The following is a 17078-nucleotide window of genomic DNA, read 5'->3' as shown; positions in this document are numbered from 1 at the left end:
GGGTGAAGGCGCTCAAAGAACGCACAGTCGCCAGGGCACGGATTGCCACGGCTTCGCCTGCGGCTTTGGGACAGCCTGCTATGCTTAAGGGTGGCAAAACGCTGAGCTGAACCGATCAGGCAGGCCTGACTATCAGAAACGCGCCCCGACGTCACAATCAGAGAAAACGCATTTTCTTCATCCGGCGTCTGTTGCACTGTGTGGAACCTCCCTTGCCCGATAAGGGCGCACCTAAGACGATGACTGCCCGGGTGCCTGTTTTGCCCACATTATTGCTAATCAAGGAGTTAAGCGATGAACCAGCTAGATGCATTAAAACAGTTCACCACCGTGGTGGCGGACAGCGGCGATATCGAATCCATTCGCCATTACCATCCGGAAGATGCCACCACTAACCCATCCCTGATCCTCAAAGCTGCCGGCCTCGACGCTTACAAACACCTGATTGATGACGCCATTGAGTACGCGAAAAAACAGGGCGGCAGCAAAGAGACGCAAATCATCAACGCCAGCGATAAAGTGGCGATCAACCTCGGTATGGAAATTCTGAAAAGCGTACCGGGCCGTGTTTCGACCGAAGTGGATGCGCGCCTCTCTTTCGATCGTGGCATGTGTGTGACCAAAGCGGAGAAACTGGTCCGCCTGTATGAAGAGAACGGCATCGACCGCTCACGTATTCTGATCAAACTGGCGTCCACCTGGGAAGGCATCAAAGCGGCGGAAGAGCTGGAGAAGAACGGCATCAACTGTAACCTGACGCTGCTGTTCTCCTTCGCCCAGGCGCGCGCCTGTGCCGAAGCCGGCGTGTTCCTGATTTCGCCGTTTGTCGGCCGAATCTACGACTGGTACAACACGCGCAAACCGCTCGACCCGTATGTGGTCGACGAAGACCCGGGCGTTAAATCGGTGCGTCGTATTTACGACTACTACAAAAAGCACCGTTACAACACTGTCATCATGGGTGCCAGCTTCCGTAAAGTGGAGCAGATTGTGGCGCTGGCCGGCTGCGATCGCCTGACCATCTCCCCGAACCTGCTGGAAGAGCTGGCCAACAGCGAAGCGCCGGTGGAGCGCAAACTGGAGCCATCAACCGAGGGCTTCCACCAGCCGGCACCGCTCTCCGAAGCGGAGTTCCGCTGGGAGCATAACCAGGATGCGATGGCCGTGGAGAAACTGTCCGACGGTATCCGCCAGTTTGCCGTCGACCAGCAGAAGCTGGAAGACGTGCTGGCCGCCCGCCTGTAATCCTGAACTCACCTTCTGCCGGACGGGTCGCGGCCCGTCCGCTTTTGCCCAATTACAAGGGAGAACCCTATGTCTTCACGCAGAGAGTTGGCTAACGCGATCCGCGCCCTGAGCATGGATGCGGTACAGAAAGCAAATTCCGGCCACCCAGGTATGCCGATGGGCATGGCTGACATCGCCGAAGTGCTGTGGCGCGACTTCCTGAAGCACAACCCGACCAACCCGGCCTGGGCGGATCGCGATCGCTTCATTCTGTCTAACGGGCACGGCTCGATGCTGCTGTATAGCCTGCTGCATCTCACCGGCTATGATCTGCCGCTGGAAGAGCTGAAAAACTTCCGCCAGCTGCACTCAAAAACGCCGGGCCACCCGGAAATTGGCTATACGCCGGGCGTTGAAACCACCACCGGCCCGCTCGGCCAGGGGCTGGCCAACGCTGTCGGTCTGGCGATTGCCGAGCGCACGCTGGCGGCCCAGTTTAACCAGCCTGGCCACGATATCGTCGATCACTTTACCTATGTGTTTATGGGCGACGGCTGTCTGATGGAAGGCATCTCACACGAAGTCTGTTCGCTGGCCGGCACGCTGGGCCTCGGCAAACTCATTGGCTTCTACGATCACAACGGTATCTCCATCGACGGCGAAACCGAAGGCTGGTTTACCGACGACACCCACAAGCGTTTTGAAGCTTATAACTGGCACGTGGTGGGCAGCGCCGAAGGCATCGACGGCCACGATCCGGACGCCATCGCGGCGGCCATCAAAGAAGCGCAAAGCGTCACCGACAAGCCTTCGCTGATCATCTGCCGCACGGTGATCGGCTTTGGCTCGCCAAACAAAGCCGGCAAAGAGAAGTCTCATGGGGCCGCGCTGGGCGAAGAAGAAGTGGCGCTGACGCGTAAACAGCTCGGCTGGAACTACGGTCCGTTCGAAATCCCGCAGGATATTTATCAGCAGTGGGATGCCAGAGAAGCCGGGGCCGCGCAGGAGAAATCCTGGGAAGAGAAGTTCACGGCTTATCAGCAGGCGCATCCGCAGCTGGCGGACGAATTCAGCCGCCGCCTGAAGGGCGAAATGCCGGCTGACTGGGAAAACAAAACCAGCCAGTTCATTCGCGATCTGCAGGCTAACCCGCAGAAAATCGCCAGCCGCAAAGCCTCACAGAACACGCTGGAAGCCTTCGGTAAACTGCTGCCGGAGTTCCTCGGCGGTTCCGCCGACCTCGCGCCCAGCAACCTCACTATCTGGTCCGGCTCGAAGCCGATCAAAGAGGATCACGCAGGTAACTACATTCATTACGGCGTACGCGAATTTGGCATGACGGCGATTGCCAACGGTATCGCGCATCACGGTGGCTTTGTGCCTTATACCGCCACCTTCCTGATGTTCGTCGAATACGCGCGTAACGCAGCGCGCATGGCCGCCCTGATGAAAGCGCGCCAGATTATGGTCTACACCCACGACTCAATTGGTCTGGGCGAAGATGGCCCGACGCACCAGCCGGTTGAACAGCTGGCCAGCCTGCGCGTGACGCCAAACTTCAGCACCTGGCGACCGTGCGATCAGGTCGAGACCGCCGTGGCGTGGAAAGCGGCGATTGAGCGCCATCACGGTCCGACCGCGCTGATTCTGTCGCGTCAGAACCTGCTGCAGCCGGAGCGCAGCGCGCAACAGGTAGAGAACATCGCGCGCGGTGGCTACATCCTCAAGGATTGTGACGGCACGCCGGACGTCATCCTGATTGCCACCGGTTCCGAAGTGGAGATCACGCTGGGCGCCGAAGCGAAACTCAGCGCCGACGGCCACAAGGTGCGCGTGGTGTCGCTGCCGAGCACTGACGTGTTTGATAAACAGGACGTGGCCTATCGTGAATCGGTGCTGCCTTCCACCGTGCGCGCGCGTGTGGCGGTTGAAGCCGGTATTGCCGACTACTGGTACAAATACGTCGGTATCGACGGCAAAATTGTCGGCATGACCACCTTCGGCGAATCGGCGCCAGCCGGCAAGCTGTTCCCGGCCTTTGGCTTTACCGTCGAGAACGTGGTGAGCCACGCCGAATCGCTGCTTAAGCCTGCCTGAGTGTCTGGCCCTTTCCCGCTACCGGGAGAGGGCCGTTTTATTTCACAGCCTGATACAGAAAAAAATCCGCCCCGCCCCCTTCCCGCTTTGCGCAAACTGATTACTATAGGTTTTCCTCCGATTCCTATAGCGGACGCTTTCCCGTTGAAAAAACGTACTCCTTTTTTACTGGCCTTAATGGTTGCTGTGCTGCCCTTTACCAGCACGGCGCAGGTATCGCCCGATCCGCTGCTGGCCTCGCAGATTGTCGATCGCTATGCAGAACACATCTTCTATGGCAGCGGTGCGACCGGCATGGCGCTGGTGGCAATTGACGGTAACCAGCGCGTGTTCGCCAGCTTCGGCGAAACCCGTCCCGGCAATAACGTGCGCCCACAGCAGGACTCACTGATCCGTATCGCCTCGCTGAGCAAACTAATGACCAGCGAAGTGATGGTGAAGATGGCCGAGCGCGGCCAGATTCGTCTTGACGATCCGCTGAGCAAATACGCGCCGCCGGGCGCCCGCGTACCGACGTACAACGGCCAGCCGATTCGGCTGATTAATCTCGCCACCCACACCAGCAGCCTGCCGCGTGAACAGCCGGGCGGCAAACCGCATCGTCCGGTGTTTGTCTGGCCAACCAAAGCCGACCGCTGGCAGTGGCTGCGCGGCGCGCAGCTCAAAGCCGCGCCGGGCACGCAGGCGGCTTACTCCAACCTCGCCTTCGATTTGCTGGGCGACGCGCTGGCTAAAGCCGCCGGTATGCCTTATCCGGCCCTGCTGCAGCAGCTGGTGACGCGTCCGCTCGGCATGAAGGACACCACCTTCACGCCATCACCGGATCAGTGTCAGCGCCTGATGATTGCCGAAAAAGGGGCCAGCCCGTGCAATAACACGCTGGCAGCCATCGGCAGCGGCGGCGTGTATTCCACGCCGGACGATATGGGACGCTGGATGCAGCAGTTCCTCAACTCGGCGGTGAATCACCGCACGCCGCAGATCGATCGGCTGCAAACGCTGATTTATCGCCGCGACCAGCTGACCAAGGTGGAAGGCATGGACGTGCCAGGACGCGCCGACGCGCTGGGCATGGGCTGGGTTTACATGGCACCGAAGGCGGGCCATCCGGGCATCATTCAGAAAACCGGCGGCGGCGGCGGCTTCATCACCTACATGGCGATGGTGCCACAGCACAACGTCGGCGTATTTGTGGTGGTGACGCGCTCGCCGCTGACCCGCTTCACCCCGATGAGCGATGGCGTCAACAACATGCTGGCTGAGCTGGTGGGCAACCAGACGGGCTCACCGATGATGATCGGCAATATCCGCTAAGCCTTTGACAGCTGATGTCATGTCACCGTAGCCAAAGCGTGAGTTATGACGAGCAGTTACTGCGACCCCTCCCCTAAATCATTCGTGCTGCAGGAAGGCGGCAAGGATGGGCATCCCCGGGAGCTTACTCAGGTAAGTGACCGGGGTGAACAGCCGCAGCCAACGCCCCTGCAGTGCGAAGGATGACGGGGATTACTGAGTGACCCAGAGGGTGGGCCAGTCATCACTACTATGCCAGGCGTCACAAGTCTTCTCCTCCGCATACTCCGCCAGCACGAAAGCATTACCATCAAACTGCCAGCGTGTGGCCACACCGCAGTCGCCCAGACCGCGCCCTTTGCTGAAGGTATAAAGCTGGCCGTTACTGGCATCGAACTCGGCGTTCACCAGTTCCAGCTGATTATCAGTACGCGACGGCGGGGTAAACGGCAGGTTGAGCGTGATGCCGCGCGACACATACGGCTGGCTGCGTGTGACTTCAAACGCCAGATCGATCACGTTGTAGGCACCGGTTTCGCAGCTTATCAGCAGCAGCGCTTTGCTGTCGGTGAGTGGCGCAACGCTGACTTCCCGCCGCAGCGGATCGAGCGAGCAGTTATCGGTATTGACGCGCCAGGTTCCGTAATCGATCAGGCCGGTGGTTTCCTGCTGCGTCAGCGGCGCGGGTGCGGGCAGCGCTGCCGGCAGCTGCGGAATTGAGGGCGGCGGTGGCACATCCCACTGGACGCGATCACCGCGCTTTACCCAGGCGCTGGCCCCGTTAACCCGCCCCTGTACGTCATCCATCAGCAGCAGCGCCGCTTTCATACCGCGCAGCGGAATACTGGCGCTGGCTTTATAGGTGAGCTGTAAATTGCTGGCATCCAGCGTCTGGGCGAGAAATTCGTCGATGGCGATGGCGTTGCTGGTGGCCAGATGATGCGGCTCCACCGTCCAGTGTTTGAGGTCCGGATTGAGGCGACGCTGGTCGAGCAGCAGGTTGTCTTTTAGCGCCGCGCCCGGCAATGCACCGCTATAGGCGCTGCCGTAATCAATGCGCAGCAGCGGCCGATCGTTGACCCCGGCGTGACGTGAAATCGTCATCACCAGGCCATTATCGCCAGGAAAACTGCGTGCCACGCAGAACGCCGCGTTGTTGCAGGTGATCTGCCAGTCGGAAAACGACTTTTGCAGCGGCTCGGCCTGTACGCTGGCGATCAGCAGAAAGGGCAATAAAAGCAGCGACTTCATCCAATACGACATGAAAAAAAACGATCCCCGATTCCTGGAAAGAAAATGATAGCGCAATGCATGCGCGGTCATCAGGCCGAAACTGTGAAGTGGCCTGAAAAGCGAAGTTAACTGCTGAAAAAGCCGTCACCTTATGGGCGATCTGTGTGGAATAGCGCAACAGCTCCATCATCCGGTGCGGCTGATTTCTGCTCAATCGGATTCGTCGGACAATTTTTACCCTCTTCACAAAACGGTCAAATACACGCAAACGGTCATAAGCGGTCATGCTATGGTGCTGGCAGAGCGTCAACGCTGTGCATGGACTCTCTCATTCCCTCGCGTAATAACGCGCATTTATGTGAATGCGATCACTCAAATTTGAAATAAAGAGATCTCATTTACATAAAAAATCCAGTGAAAATCACCTTAATGTCGCCGGGCCAGTTGGTCGCTGCGGACTCGTGCCCAGCCCACATTTTCACATTCCGGCATCCAGTAATTTATAGCCATCGGAGGGAAGTCATGTTGCCGATTGAAAGACAGCAGCGAATTATTGACGAGCTTAATTTAAATGGTCGGGTCATTGTCGCTGAATTAGTCACGCTGTGTCAGGTTTCTCAGGAAACCATTCGCCGTGATTTAACGCAGCTGGAGAAACGTGGCGTATTACAGCGCAGTCACGGTGGTGCAGTACCAGCCAAACGACAGGCCGCCAACATTCAGGGAAATACACGCGGTATTAACGAGTATGAATTATCTTTTCGCCAGCGCATGAATGAAAACGTCGAGGCCAAGATGGCGATAGCCAAACGAGCACTCGATTTTATCAGCCCCGGTGATTGTTTATTACTCGACAGTAGTACCACCTGCTGGTATCTGGCACGACAGCTACCGGATATTGAATTAACGGTGTTAACCAATTCTATCAGAATCGTCCAGACCCTTGCAGCGCGCGGCAGTATCCGCACCATCTGCCTGGGTGGAGAATATTCTGACCGTTATGAAGATTTCCACGGCGTCGTCGCAGAGCAGCCGCTACGGGAATTTCAGATCAATAAGATCTTTTTTTCCTGCAGCAGTCTGGGAAATGACGGTTATTTACGCGAAGGTAACGAAAACAACGCACATTTAAAACAGCAAATGTTGTTAGCGGCAGAAAGAAAACATCTGCTGCTGGACGGCAGTAAATTTCTGCGCCCCTCATTCGCGCGTATTTGTCATTACCGCGATGTGGATTTTCTCATCACTGACCAATTAAAAGACAAAGAGCTGGAACAAGAACTGGCGTGGAACGGCGTCAATATTATTGATTGCTCGCAACGCAGCCATTCGATGCAGCTAATAAAAAATTAATCCGGAGTCTTTATGAAAAAACATCTTATCGCCTGTTCTCTGCTTGCCCTGTTTGCCGCCGCTGGCGCGCAGGCCGCTGACAAAATCCGCATGGGCATCGTGGTAAAAATTGGCGGTATTCCGTGGTTCAACGCCATGGAAGCGGGCATCAAAAGTGAAGCGGCAAAACGCGGCATCGACGCGTGGATGGTCGGGCCAACCGCCGCTGACCCGGCGCTGCAGGTGCGCGCGATTGAAGATTTGATTGCGCAGAAGGTTGACATCATCGGCGTGGTGCCAAACGACCCGAAAGTGCTTGAGCCAGTGCTGAAGCGCGCGCGGGAAGCCGGGATCATGGTGATTACTCACGAATCGCCCGGCCAGAAAGACGCCAACTGGGATTTCGAGCTGGTCGATGCGCCGACCCACGGCATCAACCATATGAAAGCACTGGCGAAATGCATGCATGAAGAAGGCAAATACGCCATGTATGTCGGCAGCCTGACGGTGCCACTGCATCAGGAGTGGACCGACGCCGCGCTCAACTACCAGAAACAGCACTATCCGAAGATGCAGCTGGTGACCGACAAGTTCGGCGTCGGCGAATCGCTGGATGACTCCATCCGCACCACCAACGAACTGATGTCTAAATACCCGGATCTGAAAGGCATTATGGCCTTTGGTTCTCAGGGACCGATTGGCGCCGGCCGCGCGGTCATGAACCGCAACAAGATCGATCAGGTGTGCGTCATCGGTGCCTTCAGCCCGGGCCAGGGTGCGTCGCTGGTACAGCGCGGTGCTATCAAGGGCGGCTATATCTGGAATCCGCAGACCGCCGGTGAAGTATTTGTGCGTATCGCCGACATGATGGAGAAAAAAGAGCCGATCACCGACGGCATGACCATTGAAGGGCTGGGCAAAGTGAAGGTGGACGAGGCGACGCACACCATTCTCGGTAACAACACCGAAAGTCTCGATAAAGAGAACCTGCCAAAACTGGTGAAAATGGGGCTGTAACATGCAAGAGGTCACTCCACAGACGCTGATTGCGCTCGACAACCTGTCGAAAACATTTGGTGGCAACCGCGCACTGAGCGATATCTCGCTGACCCTGCTGGCCGGCGAAGTGCACTGTCTCGCTGGCACCAACGGCTGTGGCAAGAGCACCTTAATTAAAGTCATTTCCGGGGTGCACGCCCCGGATAGTGGCAGCCGCATTACCCTCGGCGACGGCCAGAGTTTCCCGCGTCTGACCACCCGTCAGGCGCGCGACTTCGGTATCCAGGTGATTTACCAGGATCTGTCGCTGTTCCCCAATTTGAGCGTGGCGGAGAACATCGCCTTTGAGCATAACCTCAACGGGTTGCTCGGCTGGCACCGTCAGGCCCGGCTGCGCGACACCGCGCGCGGCATTATTGATGAGCTGAAATTCGATCTCGATCTGAATGAGAAAGTCGCCGCGCTGTCGATTGCCCAGCGCCAGCAGGTGGCGATTTGCCGCGCGCTGGTGGCCGATGCACGACTGGTGATCATGGACGAACCCACCGCGTCGCTGACGCGTACCGAGGTCAATCAGCTGCTGCGTACCGTGCGCTATCTGAAAGACAAGAATATCTGCGTGGTGTTTGTCAGTCACCGGCTGGATGAAGTGCTGGAGATTTCGGATCGCGTAACGGTGATCCGCGACGGCCGCAAGATGGGCTGCTGGCCAGCCAGAGAGATGACGCCGCATCACCTGACCGAACTGATGACCGGCCTCAAGCTCGACTACCAGTTAAAAGCGCCAACGCGCAACGCCGATCGGGCGATTCTCGAAGTGGAGAAGCTGACGCGCGCCGGTCAGTATCACGACGTTAACTTCAAACTCTACGCCGGTGAAGTGCTGGGCCTGTGCGGCCTGCTCGGCTCCGGCCGCACCGAACTGGCGCTGTCGCTGTTTGGCATGACCAAACCGGACAGCGGCAAAATCTGGCTCGACAGCAAGCCGGTGCGTTTTCGCGGGCACGAAGACGCCATCAAAGCCGGCATCGGCTACGTTTCGGAAGATCGCCTGACGCTCGGCCTGGTGCAGCAGCAGTCGGTGGCCGACAACATGGTGCTGCCGATCCTCGATAAGCTGCAAAACCGTTTCCACCTGATCGACGAATACCGCAAGAACAAGCTGATCCTGCAGTGGATTCAGCAGCTCGGCGTGCGCGTGGCCGATCCTAACCTGGCGATCTCCACCCTGTCCGGCGGCAACCAGCAAAAAATCGTGCTGGCGAAATGGGTGCTGACCCAGCCGCGCATTCTGATCCTCGACTCGCCGACCGTCGGCGTGGATGTCGGTGCCAAGGCCAGCATCTATCAGCTGATCCACGAGCTGGCGAAAGAGGGACTGTCGATCATCCTGATTTCCGACGAAGTGCCGGAGGTCTGGTACAACTGCGACCGCATCCTGCACTTCCGCGACGGCACCATCCATGCCGAATACCAACCCGATACCGTGGCGCAGGAACAGCTGGCGGAGGTGATTAATGCCTGATTTCTCTCGTTTACGTCCGCACTCCAGCCAGGGCTGGCTCGCCTGGGTGCTGCTGGCTTTCATGGTGTTCTTCTCGCTGGCCAGCGATCAGTTCCTGACGGTGCAGAACCTGCTGGATCTGGCGGAAAGCTACGCCGTTACCGGCATTTTCGCCCTCGGCCTGTTTGTGGTGCTGGTGACCGGCGGTATCGATATCTCCTTCGCCGCCGTGGCGTCGGTGGTGCAATACCTGATCGCCTCGCTGTTTGTGCAGTTCCAGTTTGATAACGCGCTGCTCAGCATTCTGCTGGCTATCGTCTGCGGCACGCTGTTTGGCGTGATCAACGCCCTGCTGATCACCTCGCTGCGTGTGGTGTCGATCATCATCACCATCAGTATGCAGTCGCTGCTGTTTGGTCTGCTGATGTGGGTTACCGGCGGCAAAAGCCTCTACTCACTGCCGGACTGGTGGATCACCCTGCGCAGCGTGCTGCCGTTTAGCGTACAGGGCAACAGTTTTCAGATTGGCTTACCGCTGGCGATCATGCTGGTGATTGCCGCCCTCACCGCGCTGCTGCTCAACAAAACCAATCTGGGCCGTCAGCTGTATGCGGTGGGCGGCGATGCGGAATCGGCGCGGCGCATTGGCATCCGCGTGGGATTGATTCACGTGTTTGCCTACGGCTGGCTCGGGGCGATGGCGGCGATTGGCGGGCTGGTGCAGGTGTACCGCATGGGTGAAGTAGTGCCGAACGCGCTGGTCGGCGGTGAGCTGGATGTGCTGGCTGCGACGGTGCTGGGCGGTGCCAGCCTGATGGGCGGCAAAGGCACGGTCAGCGGCACGCTGATGGGCGTATTCCTGATCGCCATCCTGAAAAACGGCCTCAATCTGATCGGCGTCTCCAACTACTTCATGAACATTGTGGTCGGCGGCACGATTATGGTGGCGATTGCCGTCACCCACTACAAAAAACGTAAAGAAACCGACGTCAGTTTCGTCTGACGGGAGGAGCCATCATCATGAAATCTCTCTCTGCGCTGCGGCCGGACGGCACCAACATCGGCCTGATGCTGTTGATTGCGCTGGCGCTGGCCACCTTCAGCGTCATGCTGCCGGGCCGCTTTCTCACTGATTCGACCTTTATGAGCATGGCGTTTCAGCTGCCGGAGCTCGGCCTGTTAACGCTGGCGATGTTTATCGCCATCCTCAGCGGCGGCCTGAACCTCGCCATCATCGCCACCGCCAACCTGACGGCGCTGTTCATCGCCTGGACCCTGATGAGCGCCCTGCCCGCTGATGCCGGTACCGGTCAGCAGCTGCTGTGGCTGTTTGTCGCCATCGTCGGCGCGATGGTGATTGCCGCCGTGATTGGCGTGATCACCGGCGTGATGGTAACGCGCATCGGCGCGCACCCGATTCTGGTGACGCTGGCCACCATGATGACGCTCAACGGCATCGGCATCTGGCTGACCAAAGGTGCGGCGGTGAGCGGTATGCCGCCGGTGGTGCAGTCGCTCGGCTCAGACACGCTGCTGGGCATGCCGCTGCCGCTGTGGGTATTCCTGGTTGCCGCCGCGCTGCTGGCGCTGTTCCTCGGCAAAACCCGCGCCGGCAAATGCATCTACATGGGCGGCAGCAACATCAACGCCACCTGGTTCAGCGGCATCAATACCCACCGTATGGTGATGCTGGTGTACGTCATCTCCAGCCTGCTGTGCGTGCTGGCCGGTCTGATCATGATGGCGCGCTTTAACTCGGCGCGCATGGGTTACGGCGATGCCTACCTGCTGCTGACCGTACTGGCCATCATTCTCGGCGGCACCGATCCCAACGGCGGTTTTGGCCGCGTGACCGGCGTGGTGCTGGCGCTGATTGCGCTGCAGGTGCTCTCCACCGGCTTCAACCTGATGAACATCAGCCAGCACGTCAGTCTGGCGATGTGGGGTGCCGTGCTGGTTGTGGTGCTGGCCTTCAAACAACTCAAAGCACGCTTTAACGATCACCGTGCCGTCAGGCTCAGCAAGCTGGCCGCGGCGCTTAATCCTCTGACCGAAAAAAAGGAAGTATGATGCGTATTCAAGTCTCCCCGTCGTTGATGTGTATGAATCTGATGGAGATCAAGCACCAGCTGGCCGTGCTGGACTCCCGCGCTGACTTCCTGCACATCGACATCATGGACGGTCACTACGTTAAAAACATCACCCTGTCGCCGTTCTTTATTGAGCAGATCCGCCCGCATACCCAGGTGGCGATCGATGTGCATCTGATGGTGGAAGAGCCGACCGACTTTATTGAAGCGGTGGCCAACGCCGGCGCCGATTACATTTGCCCGCACGCTGAAACCATCAACCGTGATGCGTTCCGCGTGATTAACCTGATTCGCAGCTACGGCAAAAAAGTGGGCGTGGTGCTCAACCCGGCCACGCCGGTCTCCTTTATCCATCATTACATTCATCTGCTGGATAAAATCACCGTGATGACCGTGGATCCTGGCTATGCCGGTCAGCCGTTTATCCCGGAGATGGTGCAGAAGGTGCAGGAGCTGAAGGCGCTGAAACAGGCGCACGGCCACCGCTACCTGATTGAGATTGACGGTTCCTGTAATACGCGCACCTACAACACGCTGGTCGGTGCCGGTGCCGAAGTGCTGATTGTCGGTACTTCCGGCCTGTTTAACATTCACGAAGACCTTGCCACCGCGTGGAACATGATGCGTGAGAGCATTGATGAAGCGCAGGGCCTGGCGCAGGTGTCGGCATGACAACACGCTGGCTCGGTATCGACATTGGCGGCACCGGCACCCGTCTGCAGTTGATGGAGGCAGGCCGCATCTGGAGCAGCTTTCGTAAAGTGCCCACCGCCAGCTGGGCGCAGCAGCCCGATGCGCTGGCCGCACTTGGGCAGCTGATTGCGGAAACGCTGGAGCAGCAGCCGGTCAGCGGTGTGATGCTCGGCCTGCCGGGTATTCTCAGCCGCGATCGCCAGCAGGTGATTTCACTGCCGTTCATTCAGGCGCTCGATCATCAGCCGGTAGCGGCGCTGCTGAGTGAACGACTGGGCGTGCCGGTGGCGATGGATAAAGACGTTAACCATCTGATGCTATGGGATCTAATGCAGCTGGAGCAGCTGCCGGAAAATGCGGTAGGTCTGTATCCTGGCACCGGCATGGGCAACAGCCTGTGGATCAACGGCCGCTTCTACCATGGTCAGCATGGCGGAGCCGGTGAACTCGGCCACGTGCCGGTGGCCGGTAACGCGCTGCCCTGCCCGTGTGGCAACCACGGCTGCGCGGAAACCGTGACCTCCGGCCACTGGTTGAGCCACTGGGCGCAGGCCAATGCGGCGCAAACGCCGATGTCGGCGCTGTTTACCCATCACGGTTCTGACCCGGCGCTGCAGGCGTTTGTGCAGCGGCTGGCGCAGCTGATCGCCACCGAGATGAACATTCTCGATCCGGAGTACCTGATTCTGGGCGGCGGCGTGCTGGCGATGGCAGATTTCCCGCTGGCGCAGCTGCGCAGCCAGATTCAGCAGCATTTACGGCCGCCGGCCACGCGGGATGGTTTGAAAATCATCTTCAGTCAATCCACCGATCACACCGGCTGTCGCGGCGCCTGCCTCGCCGCAGAACGGCTGTTCAGGAGCGCGCAATGAAAGGAAAAGTGTGTGTGTTTGGCTCGTTCAACCTCGACGTGGTCGCGGTGATGAACCGTTTCCCCCTGCCGGGCGAATCGCTCACGGCGCACAACAGCATGATGGGGCCCGGCGGCAAAGGGGCCAACCAGGCCACCGCCGCGCTGCGCGCCGGGGCGCGCGTGCACTATATCGGTAAGGTGGGTAATGACGATTTTGGCACGTTTGCCCGCCGCCATCTGGAGAAGACCGGTTTCGACGCCATTACGCTGTTCACCTGTAAAGAGAAACCCACCGGCAACGCGCTGATTTACGTGGCGGGCGATGATGCCGAGAACATGATATCGGTCTATCCCGGCGCAAATACCACCGTGACCGCGGCCGAAGTGGCGCGCTGTCAGCCCACCGTGGCTGCCGCCGATATTCTGCTGGTGCAACTGGAGAACAACCTCAGCGCCATTCAGCGCATGATCGACAACGCGCGTGCCGGCGGCACGTTTGTCATTCTGAATCCGGCACCGTGGCAGAAAGTCAGCGATTCGCTGCTGGCTAAGGTGGATCTGTTAACGCCCAACAGCACCGAAGCGATGCAGCTGAGCGGGATAAAAGTGACCGATTTTGCCAGCGCGCAGCGCGCCGCCGAAGTGCTGCACCGTAAGGGCGCGCGTCAGGTGATTATTACGCTTGGCACCGCGGGCGCCCTGCTCTCCAGCGCGGAGCAGCAGCTGCGTATTCCGCTGTTTCCTGCCCAGCCGCTCGACACCACCGGTGCCGGCGATGCCTTCAACGGTGCGCTGGCGGCGCGCCTGGCGTCCGGCGATGCGTTACCGCAGGCGGCGCTGTTTGCAGCGGCGTTTGCCTCGCTATGCGTCGAGCGTTCCGGCGCGGCCAATTCTATGCCCTCCTACGCCGAAGCGCTGGCGCGCATGCAGGCCCATCCGGAGTGTGAAGTGACGCCGTTAAATGCCCCGGAAATAACGCACATGGCATAGTGGCGCAATGCATTGCGCCCCGGCATAGGCAGAGTCGGCATTCGTGCCGGCCCTGTGAATTACCGCCGCGGTTATGCCTGCAACCAGCCCATCAGCTGCGCATAGTGCAGTAACATAATGGTTTTGCCGTCGCGAATGCGCCCCTCTTTCACCATCGCCAGCGCCTGAGGAAACGGCAGCTCGAGTACGGTGATCTCTTCATCTTCCACGCCACCGCCGTCGTTAGCGCGCTGCGCGTCGCTGTATTCAGCGGCGAAAAAGTGCAGCAATTCGGTCACGCCGCCCGGCGACATGTAGGCCTCAAACAGCTTTTCGACCTTACCAACCTGATAGCCGGTCTCTTCCACCGCTTCTTTACGGATGCAATCTTCCGGCGTGTCGTTATCCAGCAGCCCGGCGCAGGTTTCAATCAGCTCACCGCTGGCGTTGTCATTAACATAGGTCGCGATGCGGAACTGACGAATCAGCACCACGCTGTTTTTTTCACGGTTGTAGAGCAGGATGGTGGCGCCGTTGCCGCGATCATAGACTTCACGTTTGTGACGTACCACGTCGCCGTTGCTGCGGGTGAGTTCGTAGGTGTAGTTGCGCAGAATGAAATAATTATCAGACAGCAACTTATCTTTGATGATGTTGATCTTTAACGACATAGCCGCTCCACTGCGTAGCTGAGGGAGCCTGAGATAATAGGCCGAAGCCGCAGGGAAAACTATCTGAATTGTCGAGCAGGTTGCCTGCGATGGCGTAAGGCTGTCAGCTCAGCATTAACCCCCTTCAACCTTCATGGCTCGTGTCGTAGCGGCGCCATTTATTGCGCATCCGGGCAGCTGTGCAGTGATTAACTTAGCGCGATAAATCGCGCCGCTACAATGTGCGCAGGATGAGGGTGCAGAAATAAAATGCCGCTACGATGTGTGCAGGATGATGGTGAAGAAATAAAATGCCGCACGAATCGTAGCGGCGCTATTCATTGCGCATCCGGGCAGCTGTGCAGTGATTAACTTAGCGCGATAAATCGCGCCGCTACAATGTGTGCAGGATGATGGTGCAGAAATAAAATGCCGCTACGATGTGTGCAGGATGAGGGTGCAGAAATAAAATGCCGCACGAATCGTAGCGGCGCAATTTATTGCGCATCCGGGCAGTTGTGCAGTGATTAACTTAGCGCGATAAATCGCGCCGCTACAACGTACGCAGGATGAGGGTGCAGAAATAAAATGCCGCACGAATCGTAGCGGCGCAATTTATTGCGCATCCGGGCAGCTGTGCAGTGATTAACTTAGCGCGATAAATCGCGCCGCTACAGTGTGCGCAGGATGATGGTGCAGAAATAAAATGCCGCACGAATCGTAGCGGCGCAATTTATTGCGCATCCGGGCAGCTGTGTAGTGATTAACTTAGCGCGATAAATCGCGCCGCTACAATGTGTGCAGGATGAGGGTGCAGAAATAAAATGCCGCACGAATCGTAGCGGCGCAATTTATTGCGCATTCGGGCAGCTGTGCAGTGATTAACTTAGCGCGATAAATCGCGCCGCTACGATGTGTGCAGGATGAGGGTGAAGAAATAAAATGCCGCACGAATCGTAGCGGCGCAATTTATTGCGCATCCGGGCAGCTGTGCAGTGATTAACTTAGCGTGATAAATTGCGCCGCTACGATGTTGTGTGGTTTGCGGCTGCCTCAACCGGTCGGCACGAAAACCCTGATACCGCACCGGCAGGCGCGGCCAGGGCCACTATCAAAAACCGTTTGGCTGGTCTTTCATATCCGGCAGATGGTGGGCAATGCCTTTGTGGCAGTCGATACAGGTCTGTCCGTCCTGCACCGCTTTGCTGTGCATTTTGGCCGCGACCGTTTTCTGCGCGGTGAAGTCCATATAATCGAAGTTGTGGCAGTTACGACACTCCTGCGAATTGTTGTTCTTCATCCGGCGCCACTCGTTCTGCGCCAGCTCGATACGCGTCTCTTCAAACTTCTGCGGCGTATCAATCAGGCCAAAGATCTTGGCGTACACCTCTTTACTCGCCTGGATCTTACGAATCATCTTCGGCCCCCACTCGTGCGGCACGTGACAATCCGGACAGGTGGCGCGCACGCCGCTGCGGTTGTTGTAGTGCACCGTCTGCATATATTCCTGATAGACGTTGTTGCGCATTTCGTGACAGCCAATACAGAACTGCTCGCGGTTGGTCATCTCCATCGCGGTGTTAAAACCGCCCCAGAAGATGATGCCGCCAGCAAAGCCAAGAATCAGCAGCGTGCCGAGCGCCAGACGGCTGGGGCGTCGCCACCAGCGCCAGATACGTATAAGTTTCTGTTTCATCGCCACCTCACTGCCCAAAGCCGTCAGCCGGCTTAAAGGTGTTTTCCACCACCGGTTTGGCATCGGTCTGCGGCACGTGACACTGCAGGCAGAAGTAGCGACGCGGCGATACCGTGCTGCTCACCACGCCGTCGCGGTCGGTAAAGTGCGTCGGACTGACGCGCGGCGCGCCGGTGGTCAGATAGCTCTGGGTGCCGTGACACTGCAGGCAGCGGTTCACGTTCTTCGTCACCTGGTAGCCCTCCACGCTGTGCGGGATCACCGGCGGCTGATTAACATAGTTCAGCGGCTTACGGCTCTGCTCTTTGGGCTGATGAATGGTGCCCTGCTGCGTTGCCGTCACTTCCGGTGACTGATTGAGATCGACGCCGTTATTAGCGTACACCACGCCGCCCAGCATCAGGGCGGCAACGGTTACAAGAGTGATAAAAGGTTTCATTGC

At 58.3% G+C, this 17078-nt stretch carries 16 protein-coding genes; 11 read left to right on the top strand and 5 right to left on the bottom strand.

Translation table 11 applies throughout. The features are described from left to right. Positions 1–294 precede the first annotated feature (294 nt). The 3 genes from tal (at position 295) to ampH (ending at position 4638) form a co-directional block, all read left to right on the top strand. Positions 295–1245: a transaldolase gene (gene tal / locus AC6I7J_RS05625; protein ID WP_021508067.1), complete on the top strand. Its 951-nt coding sequence runs from the start codon at positions 295–297 to the stop codon at positions 1243–1245. Between the two features lie 69 nt (positions 1246–1314). Further along, a complete protein-coding gene (gene tkt / locus AC6I7J_RS05620) occupies positions 1315–3324 on the top strand; it encodes a transketolase (RefSeq protein ID WP_498006954.1) in 2010 nt (669 codons plus the stop codon). A gap of 144 nt (positions 3325–3468) precedes the next feature. Further along, positions 3469–4638 carry a D-alanyl-D-alanine-carboxypeptidase/endopeptidase AmpH gene (ampH, locus tag AC6I7J_RS05615; protein ID WP_264251081.1) on the top strand — a complete coding sequence of 390 codons (1170 nt, stop codon included), beginning with the start codon at positions 3469–3471 and terminating at the stop codon, positions 4636–4638. A 192-nt stretch (positions 4639–4830) separates the two neighbouring features. On the opposite strand, the gene AC6I7J_RS05610 is transcribed toward ampH, so the two are convergent. Both AC6I7J_RS05610 and AC6I7J_RS05605 read right to left on the bottom strand, forming a co-directional pair. Continuing rightward, entirely contained in the window at positions 4831–5757 is a 927-nt protein-coding gene (locus tag AC6I7J_RS05610; protein WP_255467571.1) for a DUF1176 domain-containing protein, read from the bottom strand. Then, a complete protein-coding gene (locus AC6I7J_RS05605; protein ID WP_498006953.1) occupies positions 5732–6136 on the bottom strand; it encodes a hypothetical protein in 405 nt (134 codons plus the stop codon). Before AC6I7J_RS05605 ends, AC6I7J_RS05610 begins: the two co-directional genes overlap by 26 nt. A gap of 236 nt (positions 6137–6372) precedes the next feature. Here AC6I7J_RS05605 and AC6I7J_RS05600 point away from each other — a divergent pair, with 236 nt between their 5' ends. The 8 genes from AC6I7J_RS05600 to rbsK are packed head-to-tail and all read left to right on the top strand — an operon-like array spanning position 6373 to position 14311. Then, a complete protein-coding gene (locus AC6I7J_RS05600; protein WP_021508063.1) occupies positions 6373–7203 on the top strand; it encodes a DeoR/GlpR family DNA-binding transcription regulator in 831 nt (276 codons plus the stop codon). 12 nt (positions 7204–7215) lie between these two features. Beyond that, positions 7216–8199, top strand: a complete 984-nt coding sequence (locus AC6I7J_RS05595; RefSeq protein ID WP_058758342.1) for a substrate-binding domain-containing protein — start codon at positions 7216–7218, stop codon at positions 8197–8199. Between the two features lies 1 nt (position 8200). Beyond that, on the top strand, positions 8201–9706 hold the full coding sequence (locus tag AC6I7J_RS05590) for a sugar ABC transporter ATP-binding protein (RefSeq protein ID WP_021508061.1): 1506 nt from the start codon (positions 8201–8203) through the stop codon (positions 9704–9706). Next, on the top strand, positions 9699–10688 hold the full coding sequence (locus AC6I7J_RS05585; protein ID WP_021508060.1) for an ABC transporter permease: 990 nt from the start codon (positions 9699–9701) through the stop codon (positions 10686–10688). The genes AC6I7J_RS05590 and AC6I7J_RS05585 overlap by 8 nt, the downstream gene beginning before the upstream one ends. A 17-nt stretch (positions 10689–10705) precedes the next feature. Next, positions 10706–11755, top strand: coding sequence for an ABC transporter permease (locus AC6I7J_RS05580; protein ID WP_336697940.1), 1050 nt, complete (start codon positions 10706–10708; stop codon positions 11753–11755). Further along, positions 11755–12447 (top strand): D-allulose 6-phosphate 3-epimerase, encoded by a 693-nt coding sequence (gene alsE, locus AC6I7J_RS05575; protein ID WP_031279804.1) that lies wholly within the window; start codon positions 11755–11757, stop codon positions 12445–12447. The genes AC6I7J_RS05580 and alsE overlap by 1 nt, the downstream gene beginning before the upstream one ends. Further along, on the top strand, positions 12444–13340 hold the full coding sequence (gene alsK, locus AC6I7J_RS05570) for an allose kinase (protein ID WP_021508057.1): 897 nt from the start codon (positions 12444–12446) through the stop codon (positions 13338–13340). The genes alsE and alsK overlap by 4 nt, the downstream gene beginning before the upstream one ends. Continuing rightward, a complete protein-coding gene (rbsK, locus tag AC6I7J_RS05565; RefSeq protein WP_498006952.1) occupies positions 13337–14311 on the top strand; it encodes a ribokinase in 975 nt (324 codons plus the stop codon). The genes alsK and rbsK overlap by 4 nt, the downstream gene beginning before the upstream one ends. 71 nt (positions 14312–14382) lie before the next feature. Here the strand turns inward: rbsK and nudK are convergent, their stop codons facing one another. From nudK to napB, 3 genes are all read right to left on the bottom strand, one after another. After that, on the bottom strand, positions 14383–14961 hold the full coding sequence (gene nudK, locus AC6I7J_RS05560) for a GDP-mannose pyrophosphatase NudK (RefSeq protein WP_021508055.1): 579 nt from the start codon (positions 14959–14961) through the stop codon (positions 14383–14385). 1090 nt (positions 14962–16051) lie between these two features. After that, on the bottom strand, positions 16052–16636 hold the full coding sequence (gene napC, locus AC6I7J_RS05555; protein WP_031279803.1) for a cytochrome c-type protein NapC: 585 nt from the start codon (positions 16634–16636) through the stop codon (positions 16052–16054). 7 nt (positions 16637–16643) lie between these two features. Beyond that, positions 16644–17075, bottom strand: coding sequence for a nitrate reductase cytochrome c-type subunit (napB, locus tag AC6I7J_RS05550; RefSeq protein WP_058758336.1), 432 nt, complete (start codon positions 17073–17075; stop codon positions 16644–16646). Positions 17076–17078 lie beyond the last annotated feature (3 nt).

It is taken from the genome of Type-C symbiont of Plautia stali (genome assembly GCF_059730935.1).
This window is presented reverse-complemented; position numbering and strand designations above follow the sequence as displayed.